Here is an 18,844-nt window from a genome sequence, read left to right as displayed (position 1 = left end):
GGGGAGTACCGAATTGATCGATCCGCTGTCGACGAGTGAATCGCCGATGATCGGGCGCTACCGGGTGCACGGTGTGCTCGGTGCCGGCGGGATGGGTCGGGTGGTGCTGGCGACGGGGCCCGACGGTCGATTCGTCGCCATCAAACAGATTCATTCGCATCTACTCGACGATCGTGAATTCCGGGCCAGGTTCGAACGTGAGGTCGCCATCTCCGCCCGAGTGTCGGGGGCGTTCACCGCCGCGGTGGTCGACTTCGATACGGCAAGCGAAACACCGTGGCTCGCTTCGGTGTTCATCGCAGGTGTGCCTCTGGACAAAGCGGTGCGAGAGCTCGGCCCCCTGCCGGTCCCGGCGCTGCGCACGCTGGCCTCCGGAATGGCCTCCGCACTCCACTCGATCCACAGCGCGGGCCTGGTGCATCGAGATCTCAAGCCCGCCAACGTAATTCAGGCCGCCGACGGACCGCGCGTGATCGACTTCGGCATCGCGCAGGCGGTCGGTACCGGGGCGCAGCTCACCGAAGTGGGTGCCGTGGTCGGCTCGCCCGCGTACATGTCACCGGAACAGGCGAACAGCGAACCGATCACCTCCGCGAGCGATGTCTTCTCGCTCGGCTCGCTGCTGTGCATGGCCGCGACCGGAACGGCACCGTTCGCGGCGTCCTCCGCTCCCTACACCTTGTTCAATATCGTCCACAGCGAGCCGCAACTCGACCAGGTCCCCGCGCCGCTGCGCGACCTGATCGCGGGATGTCTACGCAAGGACCCGAGGGCCAGGCCGACACCCGCTCAGATCCTGGACTACCTGGGGGTCCTGCCCGTTCAATCGCAGCCGTGGCCTGCGCCTGTCCATGCCGAAATCGCGGACCAGACACGGAAACTGGTCGCGCTGACCTCGGACCCCGAGGCGACGCAGATCATTTCGGCACACACGCCGATCGCACCGCCGCCCGTCGAGGTTCCTGCCGAGAAGCGCCGAACCGCACTCCGGCTGGGAATCGTCGCAGCGACCGCAGTCGTGATCGCAGGAGCGATCACAGCGGTTGTCTTGCGCGGCAACGGGACTGCGACAAAACCTCAGGAGACGCCACAGGCGATACCGACCGCGACTCTTCCCGGCCTCGACAAGCTGCGTGGCACCGATGCGTGCACCTGGCTGCCACAGGCTCTCGGAGAGAGACTGCCCACCGAGGTCGCCGAGAAGGCATCGCCGGATGTCTCGGCCTGGCGCTGGCAGGCGACGTCGAGTTGGGGATGTGACGGCAGCTCGGGTGGCGCGCGCATGGCCGTCGAGATCGGTGCCGCGCTGAACGGATTCGAATCCGGCAAGCAGGTGGTCAACGGTTACGCGATTGCCCGCCGCGCCGACGACTGCGTGTTCGCCATCGAGGGCGGCGAGCAAGCCGCGCGTTGGGGAATCATCGTCGACACCTTCTCGCGCGGCGAATGCCGCCTCGCCGACCATGTCCTCGAGCGGCTCACCGCCTCGCTCGGCGAATTGCGTCCCGAATCCGCCGCGCAGAAATCGCTGTCATCGGTAGACCCCTGTGCCCTGGTAGACAATTCGGCCTTCGCCGCCCTCGGCTCCGTCGTGGCGAAGTCCGCGCACTCCTGCGAGTGGTCGGGTGACTCCACCGTGCGGATCACCTTGTCGCAGCCACGGCGACCAGCGACCTCGATGGAGGAGAAGGTGATCGATATCGGTGACGGTGTGCTGGTCGACAATCTCGACAGCGTGATGCTGGGGCCGAACGAATGCCGTCGGGTGTATCAGTTCCGCAAGGTCGGCGAGACCTTTCGCGAGGATGTCGAAGTGTCCGTCAGCAATCCGAACCAGCGCGAAGGGCAACTCTGCGCGATCGCAGATCCGCTCGTGAAGCAGGCGGTCGGCCGGTTGCCCGCGCGGTAGCGGCGCCGAACTCGCGGGTGATAGTTTCACGGCAGAGTTCGGGAGGGGCCTGGCGTTCGACGCTGCGGTCGGAGGGGAATGTTCGTGCGTAATCGGTTGTGTTGGCTGGCGCCGTTGTTATCGCTCACCCTGCTCACCGCGGCATGCGGTGACAACGCCGCACCCGATCACGGTGACTATGCCCTCGAACCGGTGGCGGGCGACTACGACGACGCGCCGAACACGGTGCGCGGAACGCTGGTGGAATCCGTGCGCATCGGCGAGCGGTTACTGCTCGCCGACCGCGTCGACCCGGAATTGACCGAGGGCGACGGTGACGGGCTGATCGTCGGGGTAGGCGGTGTCGACAGAATGCTCTCGGGCGTACAGCGGAGCGCGCTCGGGCCGTTCGACGTGCTGGCCGGCTACGGCGCGATCGCGAGCAACGGCCAGTCGGACAACGAATCGAAGCACAAGCTGCTGTCGATCGCGATCCTGTCCCTACCCGACGAGGCCCAAGCGATGGCGGCCGCGCAGGCGATGGCTGCCGCGGATTTCGCCGCGAACACAGAGAACGCTCCCTTGCCTCTTCCGGAATATCCTGCCGCACTGTCACATTGGCGACCCGGTGTGCCGACGGTCGGGAGCTGGCTGGTGTGGAAGAACCTGGTGATCAGGTTGTACGCCAAGATCATCGAGCCCAGCCCGGAACTGCTGACCGATCTGCTCACGCGGACTTACCGCGCACAGCTGGCCGAGCTCGGCACCTTCGTTCCGACGCCCGCCGCCGACGTGCCGAAGCTGAAACTCGACAGCGACAAGTTGCTCACCCATGTGGTGAAGACCGGCGACTACTGGCCCGACAAGTGGGATTTCATGGTCTACGGGCCTCGTTCCTATGCCCTGTTGCGTGACGATCCGTCGGTCAATCTGCGTGAGTTCGAACAGAGCTCGATCGACGCGATCGCGGTGTCGTACAACAAGTTCCTGTACCGCGCGCGGGACGGCGAAGCCGCGAAGACCTACGCCGACACCGAGGAAAGACATTCGCTGGCAGCTGATTACACACCGATGACGGGTCCGCCGGGACTCTCGGGTGTTTCCTGCTACCGCGCGGCGAGGCCGGACAACAGGTCGGTTGCCGCCCGGCGGTTCTCCTGCCTGGTGCGCCACAACGAGTTCGTGGTCCGCCTCTACAGCAACCAGGAGACCGATATTCGACAGCAGGCGGTCGCGCAGCACGCGCTACTGAGCGGGTCGTGGTGAACACGGGAGGCGCGGCGATGAAACCGCTGAATTCGCAGGATCCCGAACAGCTGGGCCGCTATCGCCTGCTCGCCGTGATCGGCCGGGGTGGCATGGGACAGGTGCTGCTCGGCCAGGGCCAGGACGGCCGGTTGGTCGCGGTGAAGCAGATCCACCGCCAGTTCACCGGCAATCCGGAGTTCCGTGCCAGGTTCCGGCGGGAGGTGTTGGCCTCACAACAGGTCACCGGCGCTTACACCGCGGGCGTGGTCGACCACGACGCGGAGTCCGAAACACCATGGCTGGCTTCGGAATACATCGCGGGTCCCGGCTTGCAGGACATGATCGGCGAGTTCGGCCGCCTCAACCTGAACGGGCTGAAACTCCTGGCCACCGGTTTGGCCATGGCGCTGCTCGAGATCCACCGCACCGGCCTGGTGCATCGCGACCTCAAGCCGAGCAACATCCTGCTCACCAACGACGGTCCACGCGTGATCGACTTCGGCATCGCCAGGGCGCTCGAGGACGACGTCAACCTCACCGCCACCGGCGCGGTGATCGGCTCGCCCGCGTACATGTCACCCGAACAGGCCGAATGCCGGCCGCTCACACCGGCTTCCGATGTTTTCGCCGTCGGTGCGGTCCTCGCGATGGCGGCCACCGGCGCGAGCCCGTTCGACGCGGCCTCCACCCCGCAGGTCCTCTACAACGTGCTCTACAACTCTCCGGATACCACCGGAATTCCGGAGCAGATCCGCGCGCTGGTCGATGCCTGCCTCGCCAAGGACCCGTCGGCGCGACCGACCCCCGACCAGTTGCTCGACGCGGCGAGCCGGATCGACGCCGAACCCGTCTGGCCGGTCAGGATCCGCAGACGCATCGCCGACTGCCAGGCCGAGGCGGGTCGCTGGGCTGACGGAACCGCTGCTGCCGCAGCGTCGATCGCGCCTGAACAGCCGAAGCCGAAGTGGTCGCGACTGGTTCCCGTCGCTGCGGCGGTGTCGGCACTGGTGTTGTCCGCTATCGCATTCTGGGGCGTCGGCGTCGAGGGCAACGCGGTGGCGATGGACGATCCGCCCCTGGCACTGACCGACGACGAATCCCGCCGGCTCGACATCTGCGCGCTGCTGGATCCGTCGGTGCTCGGTGAACTTGGAACGGCGACAAGTGAAGTAGTCCCGAACGCCTTCGGCGGCTGCACTGTCGGGTATCGCGATCAGGCCGGTCGCACGATGTCTTTCGGCCTGGATACCAGCGAGAGTGTCGCCGATGTGCGTGACGACAAACAGCCGATGGGTAGCACCATCAATTGGATGCCGGTGTTCGGACGTCACAAGGAGTCCGCCTCCTGTGACCGGATGGTGGTGACGCAGAGCGGTTTGCCGATGGTGCTGAAGATGAGTGCGAGCACCTTTCCGCCCGCGGGGGACCTCTGCCCGGAGTCCGAACGCGCACTCGCGGCGGTGGTCCGGCGGCTGTCGGTCAATCCGCCGCTGCGGACCCACCCGCAGGGCTCGCTGCTGTCGCTCGACCTGTGCTCGCTGATCGACCTCACGGCAACTCGTTCGTCGCTCGGTGACCTCGTGCGCTCATCGACTCCCCACGGCTGCGCGATGACCGGTGCCAACGGCCTTTTCACAGTCGACGTCACCGAGACCATCCGGCCGGACAATGTCACGAGCCGAAAGGCCCGGCCGACACGCACGATCGGGGAGCACACGGTCTATCTCGACGGCAGCGGTCCCACATACTGCACTTTTGTCCTCATGGTGATGCCGACCAAGGACGATCAGGCCGAGCAACTGCGGGCCTCGTACTACCCGAACACCCCGCAGGCCGACGGTAACTGCGAGACCGTCGCCGATTTGTTCGAACCCGTACTCGAGAAGTTGCCCCCATCATGACGATCCATCCGCCCGGTCCCAGCGATCCACCCACCATCGGCCGCTACCGGGTGCTCGGCACACTCGAGTCCGCGGCCGGATTCCGGTCCGTGCTCGCCACCGGCCCCGATGACTCTTTGGTCGTCGTGCGACAGGCGCTACCGGAACTTCTCGACGAGCCCGAGTTCCGGATCAGGATGCGGCACAGCGCGATTGCCGCGATGCGTGTGTCCGGATCCGCCAACACCACGGTGATCGACGTCGACGCCGATGCTGAGAAGCCTTGGTTGGCATCGGCATTCGTTCCAGGCGTGCGCCTCGACACCGCTGTAGCCGAACACGGGCCACTGCCTGTGCCTGCCGTTCGCGCCCTGGCCGCCGCCCTGGCCTCGGCGTTGCGGACCGTGCATGCCGCAGGCCTCGTGCATCAGCGCATCCGTGCCGACACGGTGCTGCTGGCTCGGGACAGTGGCCGTCTCGGTGAAGTCGGTATCACCCCGGCCGCCGGAACCGCCACCGCGACGGCCATGGGCACGCCGGACTTCCTGTCACCGGAACAATCGCTCGGGTATGAGCTGACGCCGGCTTCGGACGTGTTCTCCCTCGGTTCTGTCCTCGCTTTCGCGGCCTCCGGCGTCGCACCGTTCGCCGCACCATCGGTGCCGTACACGCTGTTCAACATCGCCCAGCGCGAACCCGATCTGAGCCGGGTGCCAGAGCCGCTGTTCGAGATGCTGGCCGCGTGTCTGCGCAAGGATCCGGCAGCCCGCCCCACTCCAGGGCAAATCCTCGCCTACCTCGGCGCCCAGCCGAGCGGTCCGCCACCATGGCCTGCCCCCGTTCTCGATGACATCGGGCGCCAGCAGCACGAGATCTCGGCGCTGCTCGCCGCACTGCCTGCGATTTCCGCACCGGAACCCATACCTGGACGGCCTTTTTCGGTGGTCATGGTCGAATCAGGTCGTGCGAGCGTCGAATACGGCAGGCGTGTACTGGAATCCGGGCGTCTTCGTTGGAGCGCGGCGAGTCCGAGAGCCCGGAGTGGCCTGGCAGGTGGACTGGCAGCACTGCTCGTGGCGCTCGTCGGGATCACCTACATCGCGACACGCGAAGAAAGTGAGCCGGGACCGGTGGCCGGGCTGACCCTGGCGCAGTTGCGGCAGATCGATGCCTGCCCCTGGCTGACCTCGGCCCTCGGCGACTCGGTGCCGGTCGCGCCGACACCACTGGCCGCGGATACCTGGGAGCTGAGTCCGTCCCCGAGCTGGGGGTGTACCGCCAGTTCCAACCGCTACGCCTTCTACCTGCATCTGGGGAAGGAGGACGAATACCTGACACCCAATAAGACGGTGGTAGAGGGGGTTCCGATCATCGATGGCAGCGCGGCATCTTGTACGCGGGCCATCGCGAGCCCAGGCGCCGAGCACGAATCCGGCATTGTCATCGTCCTCAGCAATCCGTCCGGGGTGAAGGAATGCGCGGGTCTCGACTACATCGCGGCCAACCTCGCCCGTTCATTGACGACCGCGCCGCGCGCCGAGGGCAGGGAGTCCTCGCTGGCCCTGCTGGAACCGTGCGCGCTGCTCGACCGCGACGCCGTCGCCGAGAAGATCGGTGTCCTGCCACCCGAGCCCACGATCGCCGACGCGCACACCTGCCAGTGGGACGCGCGCGTGCGAGTCACCCTGGAGCTTGTCAGCACCAGTACGAGCACTACGGGCAAGGATCTGGAGATCGTCACGGTCGACGGGGTCCAGATGCATCTCGGCAAGGGCGGTTCGAAGGCCATCTGCTCCCGCGCGTTCCTGATGCCGGATGCCGGCAAGGAGACCATCGAGGTCTCGGTACACGGAAACGAGGAAATCCGCGACGAGATGTGCGCGATCGCCTCGTCCCTCCTACGACAGGCGGTCGGGAAACTGCCCGAGCGCTGAGTCAGGCCCGGCTACGGTGAATACTGCGATTTCGCAGACCACCACGAAAGGGCAGCCATGGACCAGCTCGGAGTAGCGGTAGTCGGATACGGCTTGGCCGGGTCGGTGTTCCACGCGCCGCTCATCGCCGCCGATCCGCGAATGCGGGTAGCTGCCGTAGTGACCTCCTCGGAGGAGCGGGCCGCACAGGCGCGGGCCGAGCATCCGGGGGTGCGGGTGTGGAAGTCGGCGCAGGAGATGTTCGTCGAGGACGAGGACGTCGATCTCGCGGTGATCGCCACGCCGAATCGCTCGCACGCGCCGCTGGCGTTGCAGGCGCTGGCCGCCGGGTTGCCGGTGGTGGTGGACAAGCCGTTCGCGGTGACCGCGGCCGATGCCGAGGAAGTGGTCGACGCTGCGGCGCGGGCCGATCTGCCGCTGAGTGTTTTCCAGAATCGTCGCTGGGACAACGATTTTCTGACCGTGCGTGCGCTGATGGATGCCGGTGAATTGGGTGAGGTCCGGCGGTTCGAGTCCAGGTTCGAACGGTGGCGGCCGGTTCCCAAGGGTGGTTGGCGCGAAGTCGGCGATGCCGAGGACGGCGCGGGCATCCTGTTCGATCTCGGCAGTCACCTGGTCGACCAGGCGCTGACGCTGTTCGGCCCGGTGGTCGAGGTCTACGCCGAGCTCGATCGCCGCCGCCCTGACGTCAAAGCCGATGACGACGCCTTCATCGCCCTCACCCATGCCAACGGCACCCGGTCGCAATTGTGGATGAGCGCCGTTGCGCCGCAACTGGGCCCGCGACTGCGCGTGCTCGGATCCGCCAACGGCTACACCGTGTCCGGCCTCGACCCCCAGGAAGACGAACTGCGCGCAGGCCGCCGCCCGGGCGACGGAAAGCCCTGGGGCACAGTCGCATCCGAAAAGTGGGGCACCTTCGGCGCGGGCGAGGATCTTCGCCCGATCCCCACTCTCCCCGGCGACTACCCCGCCTTCTACGCGGGAATGGCCGCCGCGCTGCTCGACGGAGCTCCGGTCCCGGTCGACCCCCGCGACGCCGTGGAAACCCTGCGCATCCTCGAATACGCCCGCCACGTAGCGGAACCCGCCGATCTCACTTCGTGAAGGTATCCGGCGACTACTGCGCCGGGGCGATGTTCTGGTTCAGGTGGAACAGATTGGTCGGGTCGTAGGTCTTCTTGACGCCGGCCAGACGATCGAAGTGGGGGCCGTAGTTGGCGCGGACGCGGCCCTGGTCGTCGGAGGCCATGAAGTTGATGTAGCCGCCGTCGGCGGTGTGGGGCTCGAGCGCGGAGTGGTAGTCGCGCACCCACTTGATGTTGGCTTCGTTGTCGGCCGGATCCGGCCACATACCGGCGATCACGGGGGCGAAATTCGCGGTGCGGTACGCGAACGCGGTGTCGTCCACCGCGACATCCTGCACGGCGCCGTCGATCGGGTAGAGGTGCATGGTGGACTGCACGGCGGGCACGCGAGGGCCGAACTCGAGGTGGGCGGCGAGGGCGCCGTCGGTGAGTTCGGGTTGGAACGCCGCCTTCCAGTAGTGCTGCAGGCCAGGGGGCAACAGCCCGTCGAAGGCGCTGTTGAGGGCCGGGTAGGGCATCCGGCCGACGTGCTCGGCCACCGGTGTCGCGACCGCCCGCAAGTCCGCGAGCAGTGCTTCGGCGTCTTCGTCGGCGCCGTTGAAGCAGGACACCAGGAGTACGAACGGCTCGCCGACGCGTTCCGGGGGGATGAACGGCAGCGGCGGCGCGATCTGAAAGCCGGGAAAGGCGCCCATCGCGCGTGGTGCCGCGGCGATCCAGTCGCGGTAGGTCCGCAACAGTTCTTCGGCGACGTCGAGCTCGAAGAACATGGGTCCGCCGTAGATCGTGTCCACCGGATGCAGGTCGAACTCCATTTCGGTGACCACACCGAAGTTACCGCCGCCGCCACGCAGCGCCCAGTTCAGATCGGGGTGCTCGGTCGCGTTCGCGGTCACGAAGGATCCGTCGGCCAGCACCACATCGGCGGACCGGAGGTTGTCGATGGACAGACCGTAGGCACGGGCGAGATAGCCGATGCCGCCGCCGAGGGTCAGGCCGGTGACGCCGGTGGTCGAGATGATGCCGCCGGTGGTGGCAAGCCCGAAGGAGTGCGCGGCATGGTCGAAGTCGCCCCAGTCGCAGCCGCCCTGTACGCGGGCCGTCCGCCGTTCGGGATCGATGCGGATGCCCTTCATGGCGCTCAGATCCAAGACGATGCCGTCGTCGACGGTGCCGAACCCCGGGACACTGTGGGCGCCGGCGCGGATGGCGAGGTCGAGTCCGCTTTCGCGGGCGGCGTCGACGGTGGTCCGCACGTCGGCGACGTCGACCGCGCGGACGATCGCGAGGGGTCGGCGGTCGATCATCGCGTTGTACACCGAGCGCGCCTGGTCGTAGCCGGGTGAGTCCGCGGTGATCACCTCACCGCGGATCGCTTCGAGCAAGGTCGATACTCGTGTGCCGGTCATCGTCGCTCCCTGGTCGGGTAGAGAATGAGCCGAACAAACTCAAACTACCTCGGACGCCGTCCCCGGTTCAAGGTTCAGAGCTTGCGCGAGCGCAGCTCGTGACCCTTCGATGTCTTGCAGCGTCCCGACTCCAGATCCCATTGCCAGCCGTGCAGGTTGCAGGTGAGGTTGTTGCCTTCCACCACACCGAATTTGGAGAGGTCGGCCTTGAGGTGGGGGCAGCGGCGCTGGACTTCCCAGCCGTCGAGTTCGGTGACGGCGGAGTCGTCGTGCGCCTCGGAGAACCAGCCGTCGGCGTAGGCGATCCGCTCGTCGGTGAGGCACTTGAAGAAGGTGTAGAGGAACTCGTTGTAGCCGCCGATGCGCCACGCCTGGAAGCGGGTGGACAGGAAGATCGTGTTCACCCAGTCCGGCTCGTTGTCGCGCAGCACGGTGCGCACCAGTTCCGGGGCGATGCGGAAGCCGTAGCGGTAGCGGCCCTCGCCTTCCAGCGGCGCGCGCACGGTGCGATGCGGGAAGTCCAGAACGATGGTCTCCTCGCCGATCACCAGGCCGACGGGGTAGCCGATGCCGTCGCTGATCAGCGCGCTCTGCTTCATGATCGGTTCGAACAGCTCGCGCAGCGGCTCGAGCAGCGAACCCTCGCCGGTCTCCCACGTCGCCTTCTCCGCGGCCAGCACCGGCGCGAAACGCTGTGCCATCTCCTCGATGTAGGCGGCCTTGTCGCCGTAGATCCGATCCGGGTCGAACGGGTGCGCGAGGTCGAGTTCCTTGCCACGCACATCGGCGACCGAACCGGGGATCATCAGGATCCCGCCGGGGTTGCCGTGGATGCTCATCTGATCGAGGAACACGATCTGATCGGGGAAGATGTTGCCCTCGTCGCCGCGATCGTCGTTGAGATAGCGCAGCTCGGAGTCGAGGAACACCGGCGGACCGGCCGACGGCACCACCCAGGTCGCGCCGACCTGCTCGATGTATGAGCGCGCGCGATCCATCCCGCGCTGACGCTTCTGCTTGCCGAAGTTGGCCTTGGTCCGAGCCGGGATGTCGTACACCGCCGGGTACCAGATCGCACCCGAGTACTGCAGCAGGTGGATGTCGATGTCGCCGAACGCGTCGTGGATGACGTCCATATCCACCGGACGGGCGTCGTTCATGTTGAAACAGGTGGTCTCACCGTCGGAGATGAGAATGCCGGAGTCGCCGATCGGGCCGTCGGCGGGCGCGCGCAACGCCACGATCATGATGTCGACGGAGCCCTTCGGCCCGGTGATCGTGTGCTTGACCGAGTCCTCGGTCTCGAAGAACTTGGTGAATCCCAGCGCCTCGAGCTCACGGCGCAGGTCGAGCACCGGGTAGTCGGGCAGCAGAATCGTCGCGTCCTTGTTCACGTACTTCGCCAGGTGCGCGGCGTCGAAGTGGTCGCGGTGCAGGTGCGAGACGTAGAGATAGTCGACATCGCCGAGGGACTCCCAGTCGAGCTGAGAGTTGTCCGGGAACGGGAACCACGACGCGAAGTACGCGGGGTTGACCCAGGGATCGCACAGGATCGTCCCGGCCTCGGTTCGGATATGGAAGCCGGCATGTCCGACACTGGTGATCTGCACGAGCTGTTTCCTCCTACCAGGATCTGATTCGCCGGATCAATGGCGAGCTACCGCCTCAGGCCCCCTGATTGCTTCGGCGTACCAGCCAACCAGGGTAGTGGCTAAATCGTTACGTCACCGATGCAATAGCCCTCAGCGGTCGCGACAACGGTGAAAGTGCGTGTCCGCGTGCCTCCGGGAGAGGTGGTCACAGGGACGTGAACTGCCAGGTAGTCGCCACGAACCTGGTCGGATCGTAGCTCCTCGCCGGTGAAGGAGGTGACATTGCCTACTTTGCCCGAGTCGCCTGCCAAGGGGGCTGCTGTGGGGTTGCCGGTGCCCTCGGGATCCCAATTGGCGGGAGAGGCCTTGCAGGTCAGTGGATGATCTGCTTCGATGTCGGCCGCGTCGAGTGGTTTGCCGGTGGCGCGAGCGAGGTAACGGCGAACGGTGTGGCGCGCGTCCGCGTCGTCGTAACCGGGCTCGACGCCCGCCGCGGACACCCTGCCGCAGGCATAGCCGGACGCGACGGACTCACGGTCGACGGTGACGGTGGTGGTTCGGTTACGCCAGGTCACGGTGTCGGCGGTCGCGGCGCCCGGCGCGGCGAGCGCGGCCAGCACCGACTGCGGGTCGGCGTACATCTCGGCGACGGTAGCCGGGGGAATGGTCCAGCAGTTGTCCTGGAGCTCCTTCACCGTGCCGTTTTGTAGGTCGGCCGCCCAGCGGCGCACAGCGGTGACGGCATCGGCATGGCCCGCCACGGTGCCGACCTGCGGTGCATCGGCGGGGAGTGGACTGTTCGGCGCCGGTTCGCCGGGTGCGATGGCCTGGGTCGCCGTGGTCGTCGGCGCGGCTGACGTGGTGGACGCCGTAGTGGTCGCCTCGACCGGATCTCCCGGGATACCCGACACCGAGTCGCAGCCGGTGACCAGGGCCGCGACGGCGAGTCCGGCGACCAGCGCGTAGGCGCGGCGAGTCGTAGCGATCGGGGTCGACTGAGCGCGTTCCACTTCGACGTTCCTCAATTCCTAGGCCGTGGCACCCGTGCGATGCGGGCGGTGACTGTCGGGGCGAGCGGACTCGCCGGGTGTAGACCGGTGTGCGCGAAGCGGATTGGCTGCGCGAGCGAACGCCGCGATTCTACGGTGATCGGGCCCACCGAACGCACCCCTGCCGACGGGGAGATCTACGACTACGCTTGGGTAATTGTGGAACCCCTCTACTTCTCGATCATCGGCGTGGCCCGAACACTGTTCTTCCTCGAAGGTCTGAAGTTCACCGTCAAGGGAGCGGAGAACATCCCCGCTACCGGCGGCGCCGTGCTGGCGGTCAACCACACCGGCTACATGGACTTCACCTATGCGGGTCTGCCCGTGCGCACCCCGCGTCGCTACATCAGGTTCATGGCCAAGCAGGAGGTGTTCGACAACAGCATCTCCGGCCCGATCATGCGCACCCTCAAGCACATTCCGGTCGACCGCACCGCGGGCGCCGACTCCTACCAGTCGGCGGTGCAGTACCTGCGCGACGGTGAGCTCGTCGGCGTCTACCCCGAGGCCACGATCAGCCGTAGCTTCGAGATCAAGGAATTCAAGTCCGGCGCGGCCCGGATGGCGATAGAAGCCGAGGTGCCGATCATCCCGATCACCATCTGGGGCGCTCAGCGCGTGTGGACCAAGGGCTTCCCGAAGCGTCTCGGCCGCACCAACACCCCCATCTCGATCGCCGTCGGCGCCCCCATCCAGCCCTACGAACCCGCCGCCGATCTCACCGCGCAGCTCCGCTCCACCATGCAGCAAATGCTCGCCGACCTGCAGGAATCCTACGAACACGAGCCCGGCGCCTACTGGGTCCCGAAACGGCTCGGCGGCAGTGCCCCGACCCTCGAAGAGGCAACCGCGCTCGACGACGCCGAAGCGGCCGAACGTTTCGCCCGCAAGGCCGAGAAAACGCAGGAGAACGAAGGCTGACGTTCGCCCTCACGCGGGCATACGCTCGATAGATGACCACCGCGGCGGAGTTGAGGGCCCTGCAAGCTCCGGTGAAACAGCGCTACCGGGAAGACCCGGCCGCCGCGGTCACCGCGCTGCAGGGTGCGGGCTCGTTCACCGACCCCGGCATCACCTGCACGGTGCGGACCTTCGCGGGCCCGGTCCGCGCGGGCCTGCACCGCGCCACCGGCGGTGACGGTACCGATGCCTGCTCGGGCGACATGCTGCTCGAAGCGGTGGCGGCCTGCGCCGGGGTGACGTGCCGCAGCGTCGCCACCGCGATGGGCCTGCCGCTCACCGGGGCCGATGTCGAGGCGACAGGCTCGTTCGACGCCACCGGCACCCTCGGCATCGATCGCACCGCTGAAGTCGGGGTTTCGCCGATCGCCGTGACGATCACCGTCACCACCTCGGAAGCGGTCGACGACACTGCTCTGGCCAAGCTCGCCGAACTCACCGAGCGCTACTGCGTGGTCGGCCAGAGCCTGCGGCATCCGCCGACGATCCGCGTGGTGTGCACTCCCGCGCCGTGATCGCGAACCACTCAGCGTGGCATCTGGCAGCGGGTCGGTGTGGGGAGCTTGCCGCGCAGGTAGGCGGCGGGCGGGACACCCATCAGGGTGCGGAAGTCGGCGGTGAGGTGGGATTGGTCGTAGTAGCCGGTGTCGATGGCCAGGTGCGACCACGGGGTGTTGCCCGCGAAGGCGAGCACGCGGTGCAGGCGTTGGATGCGGGCGAAATGCTTGGGGGACAGGCCGATTCCCGATGTGAACAGGTTGCGCAGCTGGCGTTCGCTGACGGCCAGCTGGGCGGTGAGTTCGGCAAGTGCGGGGGCATTGTCGGCGGCGAGCGCGGAGATCGCCTCGCGTAGCACGATCCGGTGCGCGCGTTCGGTAGGTGATTCCGAGACATGCTGCGGCAGTCGATCTTCCAGGTAGCTGATCGCCTGCTCGGTCGGCAGCTCGGTCAGTTCCGGCGCGAAACCACCCAGCGGACCGGGCAATTCGTCGAGGCGAAGGACGCGGTCGGTGAGTTCGGTGGCGGCGACGCCGAGGAGCTGACGTGTGACACCCGGTTCCAACCGCAGCCGCACGCAACCGGCCGGCTCATCGGGTCGCGAGTAGGACGCCTTCGTCTGCGCGCCGACGACGAATGCCCTACTGCGGCCGGATTGTTCGGTGCGCAGCACCACTGTGGTCGTCGCCGCGGGAGGATGCGTGAACGGCTGAGCGAGATCGTCGAACACCGGCGTGCTGGTGAGTTCGGTGAGCCAGGGGCGCAACGATTCCGGTGTCGTCACGGGGGTTTCGATGTGCGCCGGGGTCAGATACTCCACCTGATCGACTGTAGGCGTCGCCGGCCGCGATGTCCGTGCGGATTTCTCCTATATTCGCAGGTAGCCCGGCGTCCATGCTCATCCCATGATCCTGATCACCGGTGCGACAGGCACCATCGGAAGCGACATCGTTCGACAGTTGGTAGCCGAGGGCGTCGCCGTCCGGGCGGCGACCCGCGACCCGAAGCGGACCGAGTTCCCCGCCCGGGTCGAGGTGGTTCGGGTCGATTACCGCGACCCGACAACGTTCGGGCCCGCCATGCGGGGCATCGAGGCCGCGTTTCTCGTCGGGATCCCCGGCCCGGACGACACCGGCACCGATGCCGCATTGGTGGCTGCCGCGCGCGAGGCCGGTGTGCGGCGCGTGGTGAAGCTGTCCGCCGTCGGCACCGGCGATCCACGGTTGGGCGTGCCGGGCTCCTGGCATGTGCCGGGGGAGCAGGCCGTGCGCGACTCGGGTCTGGAGTGGACGATCCTGCGCCCCAACACTTTCGCCTCGAATACGTTCAGCTGGATCGAACCGCTCAGCAACGGTCACCCCGTCCCGAACCTCACCGGCGAGGGCAGACAGGCCGTGGTCGACCCGCGCGATGTCTCGGCCGTCGCCGCAGCGGCGCTGCGCTCCAACGACCACCACGGCCGCACCTACACCCTGACCGGCCCCACCCTGCACACCGGCCGCGACCAGGCCGCCGTCCTCGCCCAGATCATCGACCGCCCGATCGCCGTCACCGATATCGCCGAAGCCGACGCCCGCGCCTTCATGGTCGACGCCGGCCTTCCGCCCGCCTTCGTCGACGGCGCACTGACCGGCCAAGCCTTCATCCGCGGCGGCCACAACGAACTGATCACCGACGACGTCGAACGCGTCCTCGGCCGCCCACCCCGCAGCTACGCCACCTGGGCCGCCGACCACCGCACCGCCTTCGTCGACCGCGCCGTGACAACCCCCCGCTGACCAGGCGGACCCGTCGGCTCAGTTCATCGTCAGCACCCACGACCCGTTGCAACCCCTGCGGGCGTTCATATTGCCGTCGTAGACCCAGTTGAACCTGATCGGCGGGTTCGTGCGCACATTCCAATTACCCGACGGCGAGGTCACCAGCTTGCCGTTGCGTGTCAGCACACCGACCTGGTCGTGGTCGAACTGCCACTTTCCCCCGCTGGTCGGGTAGTTCAACCGCACCGTCACCCGCCCACCCGTGTGGTTCTGCACCACCAGACACGACCCCGGTTCGGTCCGGCTGACCGCGTACTCCCCGAAACCATCGTCCTCCACGTTCTCCCCACTGTCGGTGTACTCCACCGGGTCGGTGAAATCGGCCCGCGCGGGCCCGGCTCCCAACACGGCCACCGCCGTCACCGCAACGCCCGCCGCGATCATCCCCAGAGCCTTCATGGTGTTCCTCCCACGATTCCCGCAGCGATTGCTGCCTGTTGAAAAGCCTTTCCCCGCACCGATGTCCTGCGCAGAACGGGCATCGGTCAACTCGCGGTGAAGATCCACGACCCGTTGCAGCTCCCGCCGCGCGTGGCACCGGTGTCGAAGACCCAGGAGGCCTGCACAGGTGGGTACACACGCAGCTGCCAGTGGCCGCTCGGCGAGGTCACCGGGGAGTCGCCCCAGTCGAGCCAAGTGAGCTGTTCGGGGTCGATCTCCCAGTGGCTGTACCCGGTGGGGTAGTCCATCCGGACGGTGAGGGTGTCGCCGATGTGGTTCTGCACGATCAGGCACGACTGCGGGTAGTCGGTTGCCGCGTAGTTGTCGGTGCCGACGAAGTCATCAGCCTGTGCCGAGCCCGCGCCGACGACTGATAGCGCCACAGCCACGAGGGGCGTGGCGAGTAGTGCGGAGACTTTCATGGTGATCCTCCCGTTGTTGTGAAAACCCTCCCGCACAATGTCTTTCGATTGCTTGGCGCGCGCTTAACGAGCCTCGTCGGCACCCGATCTCACAGCTACCCGAGCCGGGTGCGTGAGCCCGGATTTCGTAGTTCGGGAGTTTCGCGCTAGAGTTCCTTTTCGCACGACGAAGTCACCGGCGGTCGCCGGATCGGCTTCGGAAGGCACGCGGATGTGGCGCAGTGGTAGCGCATCACCTTGCCAAGGTGAGGGTCGCGAGTTCGAATCTCGTCATCCGCTCAACGAAAAGCCCGGCCATCGTGCCGGGCTTTTCTTATTGTCGGCGCCGTTCGAGGCGCTCGCGATTCAGTGGCGGCAGGAACTCGCCGATCAGTGTTCGGCGCCACCAGATCCGCTCGCGGAACAGTTCGGCGGGCGTACTGAAGTGGTACTCGTACAGCCGGGCGCGCAGGTAGCGCGGCGGTGCGTCGGGGAAGGGGCAGTGCCGCAGCAGGCGCAGGGTGTCGGGGTCGTTGTCGAGCAGCCGGATGACCAGCGGCAGCGCCCACGAGCGCGCATAGGAGGGGGACAGCGCGGCGAACCACATCAGCCAGTCCAGTCGCAGGTGATACGGCGCCCACTGGCGCGGGCGAGACCGCAGGGCACCCGGTTTGCCCTTGAACTCGTATTCGCGCCACACCGTGTCCGGCTCCAGATGGGTGGCGTCGGTGCCCTCCAGCACGATCTCGTGACGCACCCGGGTGATGCTGCCGAACGCGCCATAGGTGTTGACCAGGTGCAACGGTTCGAAAGAGGCATTCATCGCCTGCCGCGCGGACAACAGGTTGCGCACCGGCCAGAAACTCAGCACGACGACCATCGCGACGAAAGCGAGGACAGCGCCGAGGAACCATCGGGGCGGCTCGGCCACCGCCGGCGCGTCCGGCAGCGCCGGGTACGCGCTGACAGCGGTCGTCGCCAGGAGCAGGGTCACCCAGTTCAGCCAGGCGAAATTGCCCGAGATCACCAGCCACGACTGCGTGACGATGATGATGCCCGCCGCGACGCTCGCCACCGGCTGCGGCGCGAACAGCCCGAAGGGCACGATCAGCTGGGCGACATGATTGGCCGCCACCTCCACCCGGTGCAGCGGCCGGGGCAGATGGTGGAAGAACCAGCTCAGCGGGCCGGGCATCGGCTGGGTCTCGTGGTGGTAGTACAGGCAGGTCAGGTCACGCCAGCACCGATCGCCGCGCATCTTGATCAGTCCGGCCCCGAACTCCACCCGGAACAGCAGCCAGCGCGCGGCCAACAGCACCAGCAGCGGAGGCGCTACGGTGTCGTTACCGAGGAAGATCGCCAGAAAACCCGCCTCGAGCAGCAGCGTTTCCCAGCCGAACGAGTACCAGGCCTGCCCGACATTGACGATCGACAGATACAGCGCCCACAGCGCGAACCACAGTGCCATCGACGCCCACAGCGGCACCAGATCCGCGACTCCTGCCGCGATGGCCACCGCCAGCACCGCTCCCGACCAGGCCAGGACGGCATAGAACCGGTCGGAGTAGTGCAGGTGGAACAGGCTCGGTGACCGGCGGAACGGGGTCCGAGCCAGGTAGCGCGGCACGGGCAGCATCCCCCGCTCGCCGAGCAGCGCGCGGAATTGCAGCGCGGCGCCGAGGAACGCGAGCGCGTAGACCACCGCCAGGCCACGCTGGAAGATCAGCCTGCCCTGCCAGTACTCGGGCGCCGTGAACCACTCCATGCACTAGCTCCCGCACGGTCGGCCTCCCCGGTTCGATTGTCCTCTTGATGCCCGCTCGGCGGAATGCCCTCGTCAGTCGCTGAGCAGGACCCGCACATCGTCATCGCGCCACCGCCCGACGACCCCCGGGCACACCCGCAGATACTCGACGATGCGATCGGTGTCCCAACCGTGTGACTCGCGCAGGCCCGCGCCGATCATGGCGAGGTATCGGGCCGATGGTCGTTGCGGTGCAACAGTTTCCGGATCCCATGGCGCGGTGAAGGTAAGAATGGGCACACCGTCCCTCGTGCCCGCGTGAAGTACGGTCTCGTAGCGACCCGGCCCGAGACGCACCGCGCCGTCGGCGAGCACCCGGGCCAGGTCGAAATCGGCGCCGGGTTCGCGGTACATCTCCTGAGCTTGAAGATCGGCGAACTGATCGACCGTGAGCAGATACCCTCGGGCAGCGGTCGGCCGATCCGCAGTGGGCCGGTCGGCGAAAAAGGCGACGCCCCCGGTCCAGACCGGGCTCTGCCAGGCGAAATACAGGCTGCCGCGCAGCGTGAGGGTGGTGACGGCCGCGGGTGGAGTGGGATCGCGGAACCCCGGATAGGTGTGCGTGGTCTCCGGTGGCGTGCCGCCGCAGCGGTAGAAGTCGAAGCGCGCGGCATGCATATTGGAGCCGTACGCGGCGTACCAGACGTGCTGAGCTGTGGTCACGGGCTCACCTCGGTGGGTCAAGGTTCCATGAGCGAAGGAAACGAATTCGCTCCCGCTCTCGATTCTTCCTTCGATAGGTCACCGAGGACATCGAGGGGGAGATTCATGAGATCAGTCATCGTGGTGGCCGCGCTGGTCAGCGCGACAACTTCTACTTCCAGTCGCCCAC

Annotated in this window: 16 protein-coding genes and 1 tRNA gene; 9 read left to right on the top strand and 8 right to left on the bottom strand. The window is 67.0% G+C overall.

Annotation, left to right across the window (positions count from 1 at the left end; genetic code table 11):
• The first annotated feature begins 13 nt into the window (after positions 1-13).
• The 5 genes from NS1_RS33405 (at position 14) to NS1_RS33385 (ending at position 8,057) form a co-directional block, all read left to right on the top strand.
• Complete coding sequence (locus NS1_RS33405; protein ID WP_062990994.1) at positions 14-1,909, top strand: serine/threonine-protein kinase; 1,896 nt, start codon at positions 14-16, stop codon at positions 1,907-1,909.
• Between the two features lie 84 nt (positions 1,910-1,993).
• Positions 1,994-3,154 (top strand): DUF7373 family lipoprotein, encoded by a 1,161-nt coding sequence (locus NS1_RS33400; protein ID WP_157125526.1) that lies wholly within the window; start codon positions 1,994-1,996, stop codon positions 3,152-3,154.
• A 17-nt stretch (positions 3,155-3,171) separates the two neighbouring features.
• Entirely contained in the window at positions 3,172-5,037 is a 1,866-nt protein-coding gene (locus NS1_RS33395) for a serine/threonine-protein kinase (protein WP_157125525.1), read from the top strand.
• Positions 5,034-6,950 carry a protein kinase domain-containing protein gene (locus tag NS1_RS33390; protein ID WP_062990988.1) on the top strand — a complete coding sequence of 639 codons (1,917 nt, stop codon included), beginning with the start codon at positions 5,034-5,036 and terminating at the stop codon, positions 6,948-6,950. The genes NS1_RS33395 and NS1_RS33390 overlap by 4 nt, the downstream gene beginning before the upstream one ends.
• A 57-nt stretch (positions 6,951-7,007) precedes the next feature.
• The gene (locus tag NS1_RS33385; protein WP_062990986.1) at positions 7,008-8,057 is read left to right on the top strand and encodes a Gfo/Idh/MocA family protein; all 1,050 of its coding nucleotides are present in this window, start codon (positions 7,008-7,010) and stop codon (positions 8,055-8,057) included.
• Between the two features lie 13 nt (positions 8,058-8,070).
• Here NS1_RS33385 and NS1_RS33380 read toward each other — a convergent pair whose 3' ends face one another.
• The 3 genes from NS1_RS33380 to NS1_RS33370 all read right to left on the bottom strand — a co-directional run bounded on the left by NS1_RS33380 (position 8,071) and on the right by NS1_RS33370 (position 12,049).
• Positions 8,071-9,447 (bottom strand): FAD-binding oxidoreductase, encoded by a 1,377-nt coding sequence (locus NS1_RS33380; RefSeq protein WP_062990984.1) that lies wholly within the window; start codon positions 9,445-9,447, stop codon positions 8,071-8,073.
• A gap of 74 nt (positions 9,448-9,521) precedes the next feature.
• Positions 9,522-11,057, bottom strand: coding sequence for a Rieske 2Fe-2S domain-containing protein (locus NS1_RS33375; protein WP_062990982.1), 1,536 nt, complete (start codon positions 11,055-11,057; stop codon positions 9,522-9,524).
• A 101-nt stretch (positions 11,058-11,158) separates the two neighbouring features.
• The gene (locus NS1_RS33370; protein ID WP_062990980.1) at positions 11,159-12,049 is read right to left on the bottom strand and encodes a hypothetical protein; all 891 of its coding nucleotides are present in this window, start codon (positions 12,047-12,049) and stop codon (positions 11,159-11,161) included.
• Between the two features lie 198 nt (positions 12,050-12,247).
• Between NS1_RS33370 and NS1_RS33365 the strand changes: the two genes are divergently transcribed.
• Positions 12,248-13,009: a lysophospholipid acyltransferase family protein gene (locus tag NS1_RS33365; RefSeq protein WP_062991044.1), complete on the top strand. Its 762-nt coding sequence runs from the start codon at positions 12,248-12,250 to the stop codon at positions 13,007-13,009.
• 32 nt (positions 13,010-13,041) lie between these two features.
• Positions 13,042-13,563, top strand: coding sequence for an OsmC family protein (locus tag NS1_RS33360; protein ID WP_062990978.1), 522 nt, complete (start codon positions 13,042-13,044; stop codon positions 13,561-13,563).
• Between the two features lie 11 nt (positions 13,564-13,574).
• Here NS1_RS33360 and NS1_RS33355 read toward each other — a convergent pair whose 3' ends face one another.
• Positions 13,575-14,366, bottom strand: coding sequence for an AraC family transcriptional regulator (locus NS1_RS33355; protein WP_062990976.1), 792 nt, complete (start codon positions 14,364-14,366; stop codon positions 13,575-13,577).
• 85 nt (positions 14,367-14,451) lie between these two features.
• Between NS1_RS33355 and NS1_RS33350 the strand changes: the two genes are divergently transcribed.
• Positions 14,452-15,324: an NAD(P)H-binding protein gene (locus tag NS1_RS33350; protein WP_062990974.1), complete on the top strand. Its 873-nt coding sequence runs from the start codon at positions 14,452-14,454 to the stop codon at positions 15,322-15,324.
• Positions 15,325-15,342: 18 nt separating this feature from the next.
• Here the strand turns inward: NS1_RS33350 and NS1_RS33345 are convergent, their stop codons facing one another.
• A complete protein-coding gene (locus NS1_RS33345; RefSeq protein ID WP_062990972.1) occupies positions 15,343-15,765 on the bottom strand; it encodes a hypothetical protein in 423 nt (140 codons plus the stop codon).
• Between the two features lie 86 nt (positions 15,766-15,851).
• On the bottom strand, positions 15,852-16,229 hold the full coding sequence (locus NS1_RS33340) for a hypothetical protein (RefSeq protein ID WP_131816867.1): 378 nt from the start codon (positions 16,227-16,229) through the stop codon (positions 15,852-15,854).
• Positions 16,230-16,436: 207 nt separating this feature from the next.
• Between NS1_RS33340 and NS1_RS33335 the strand changes: the two genes are divergently transcribed.
• Positions 16,437-16,508: transfer RNA gene (locus NS1_RS33335), tRNA-Gly, on the top strand.
• 34 nt (positions 16,509-16,542) lie between these two features.
• Here NS1_RS33335 and NS1_RS33330 read toward each other — a convergent pair.
• Both NS1_RS33330 and NS1_RS33325 read right to left on the bottom strand, forming a co-directional pair.
• Positions 16,543-17,973, bottom strand: a complete 1,431-nt coding sequence (locus NS1_RS33330) for a lipase maturation factor family protein (RefSeq protein WP_062990968.1) — start codon at positions 17,971-17,973, stop codon at positions 16,543-16,545.
• 72 nt (positions 17,974-18,045) lie between these two features.
• Positions 18,046-18,675 (bottom strand): histone deacetylase, encoded by a 630-nt coding sequence (locus NS1_RS33325; protein ID WP_084504717.1) that lies wholly within the window; start codon positions 18,673-18,675, stop codon positions 18,046-18,048.
• Positions 18,676-18,844 lie beyond the last annotated feature (169 nt).

Source organism: Nocardia salmonicida NBRC 13393 (assembly GCF_001613085.1).
Taxonomy (GTDB): Bacteria; Actinomycetota; Actinomycetes; order Mycobacteriales; family Mycobacteriaceae; genus Nocardia; species Nocardia salmonicida.
Note: the sequence above shows the minus strand (reverse complement) of the source record. Positions and strands in the feature narration are given on the sequence as shown.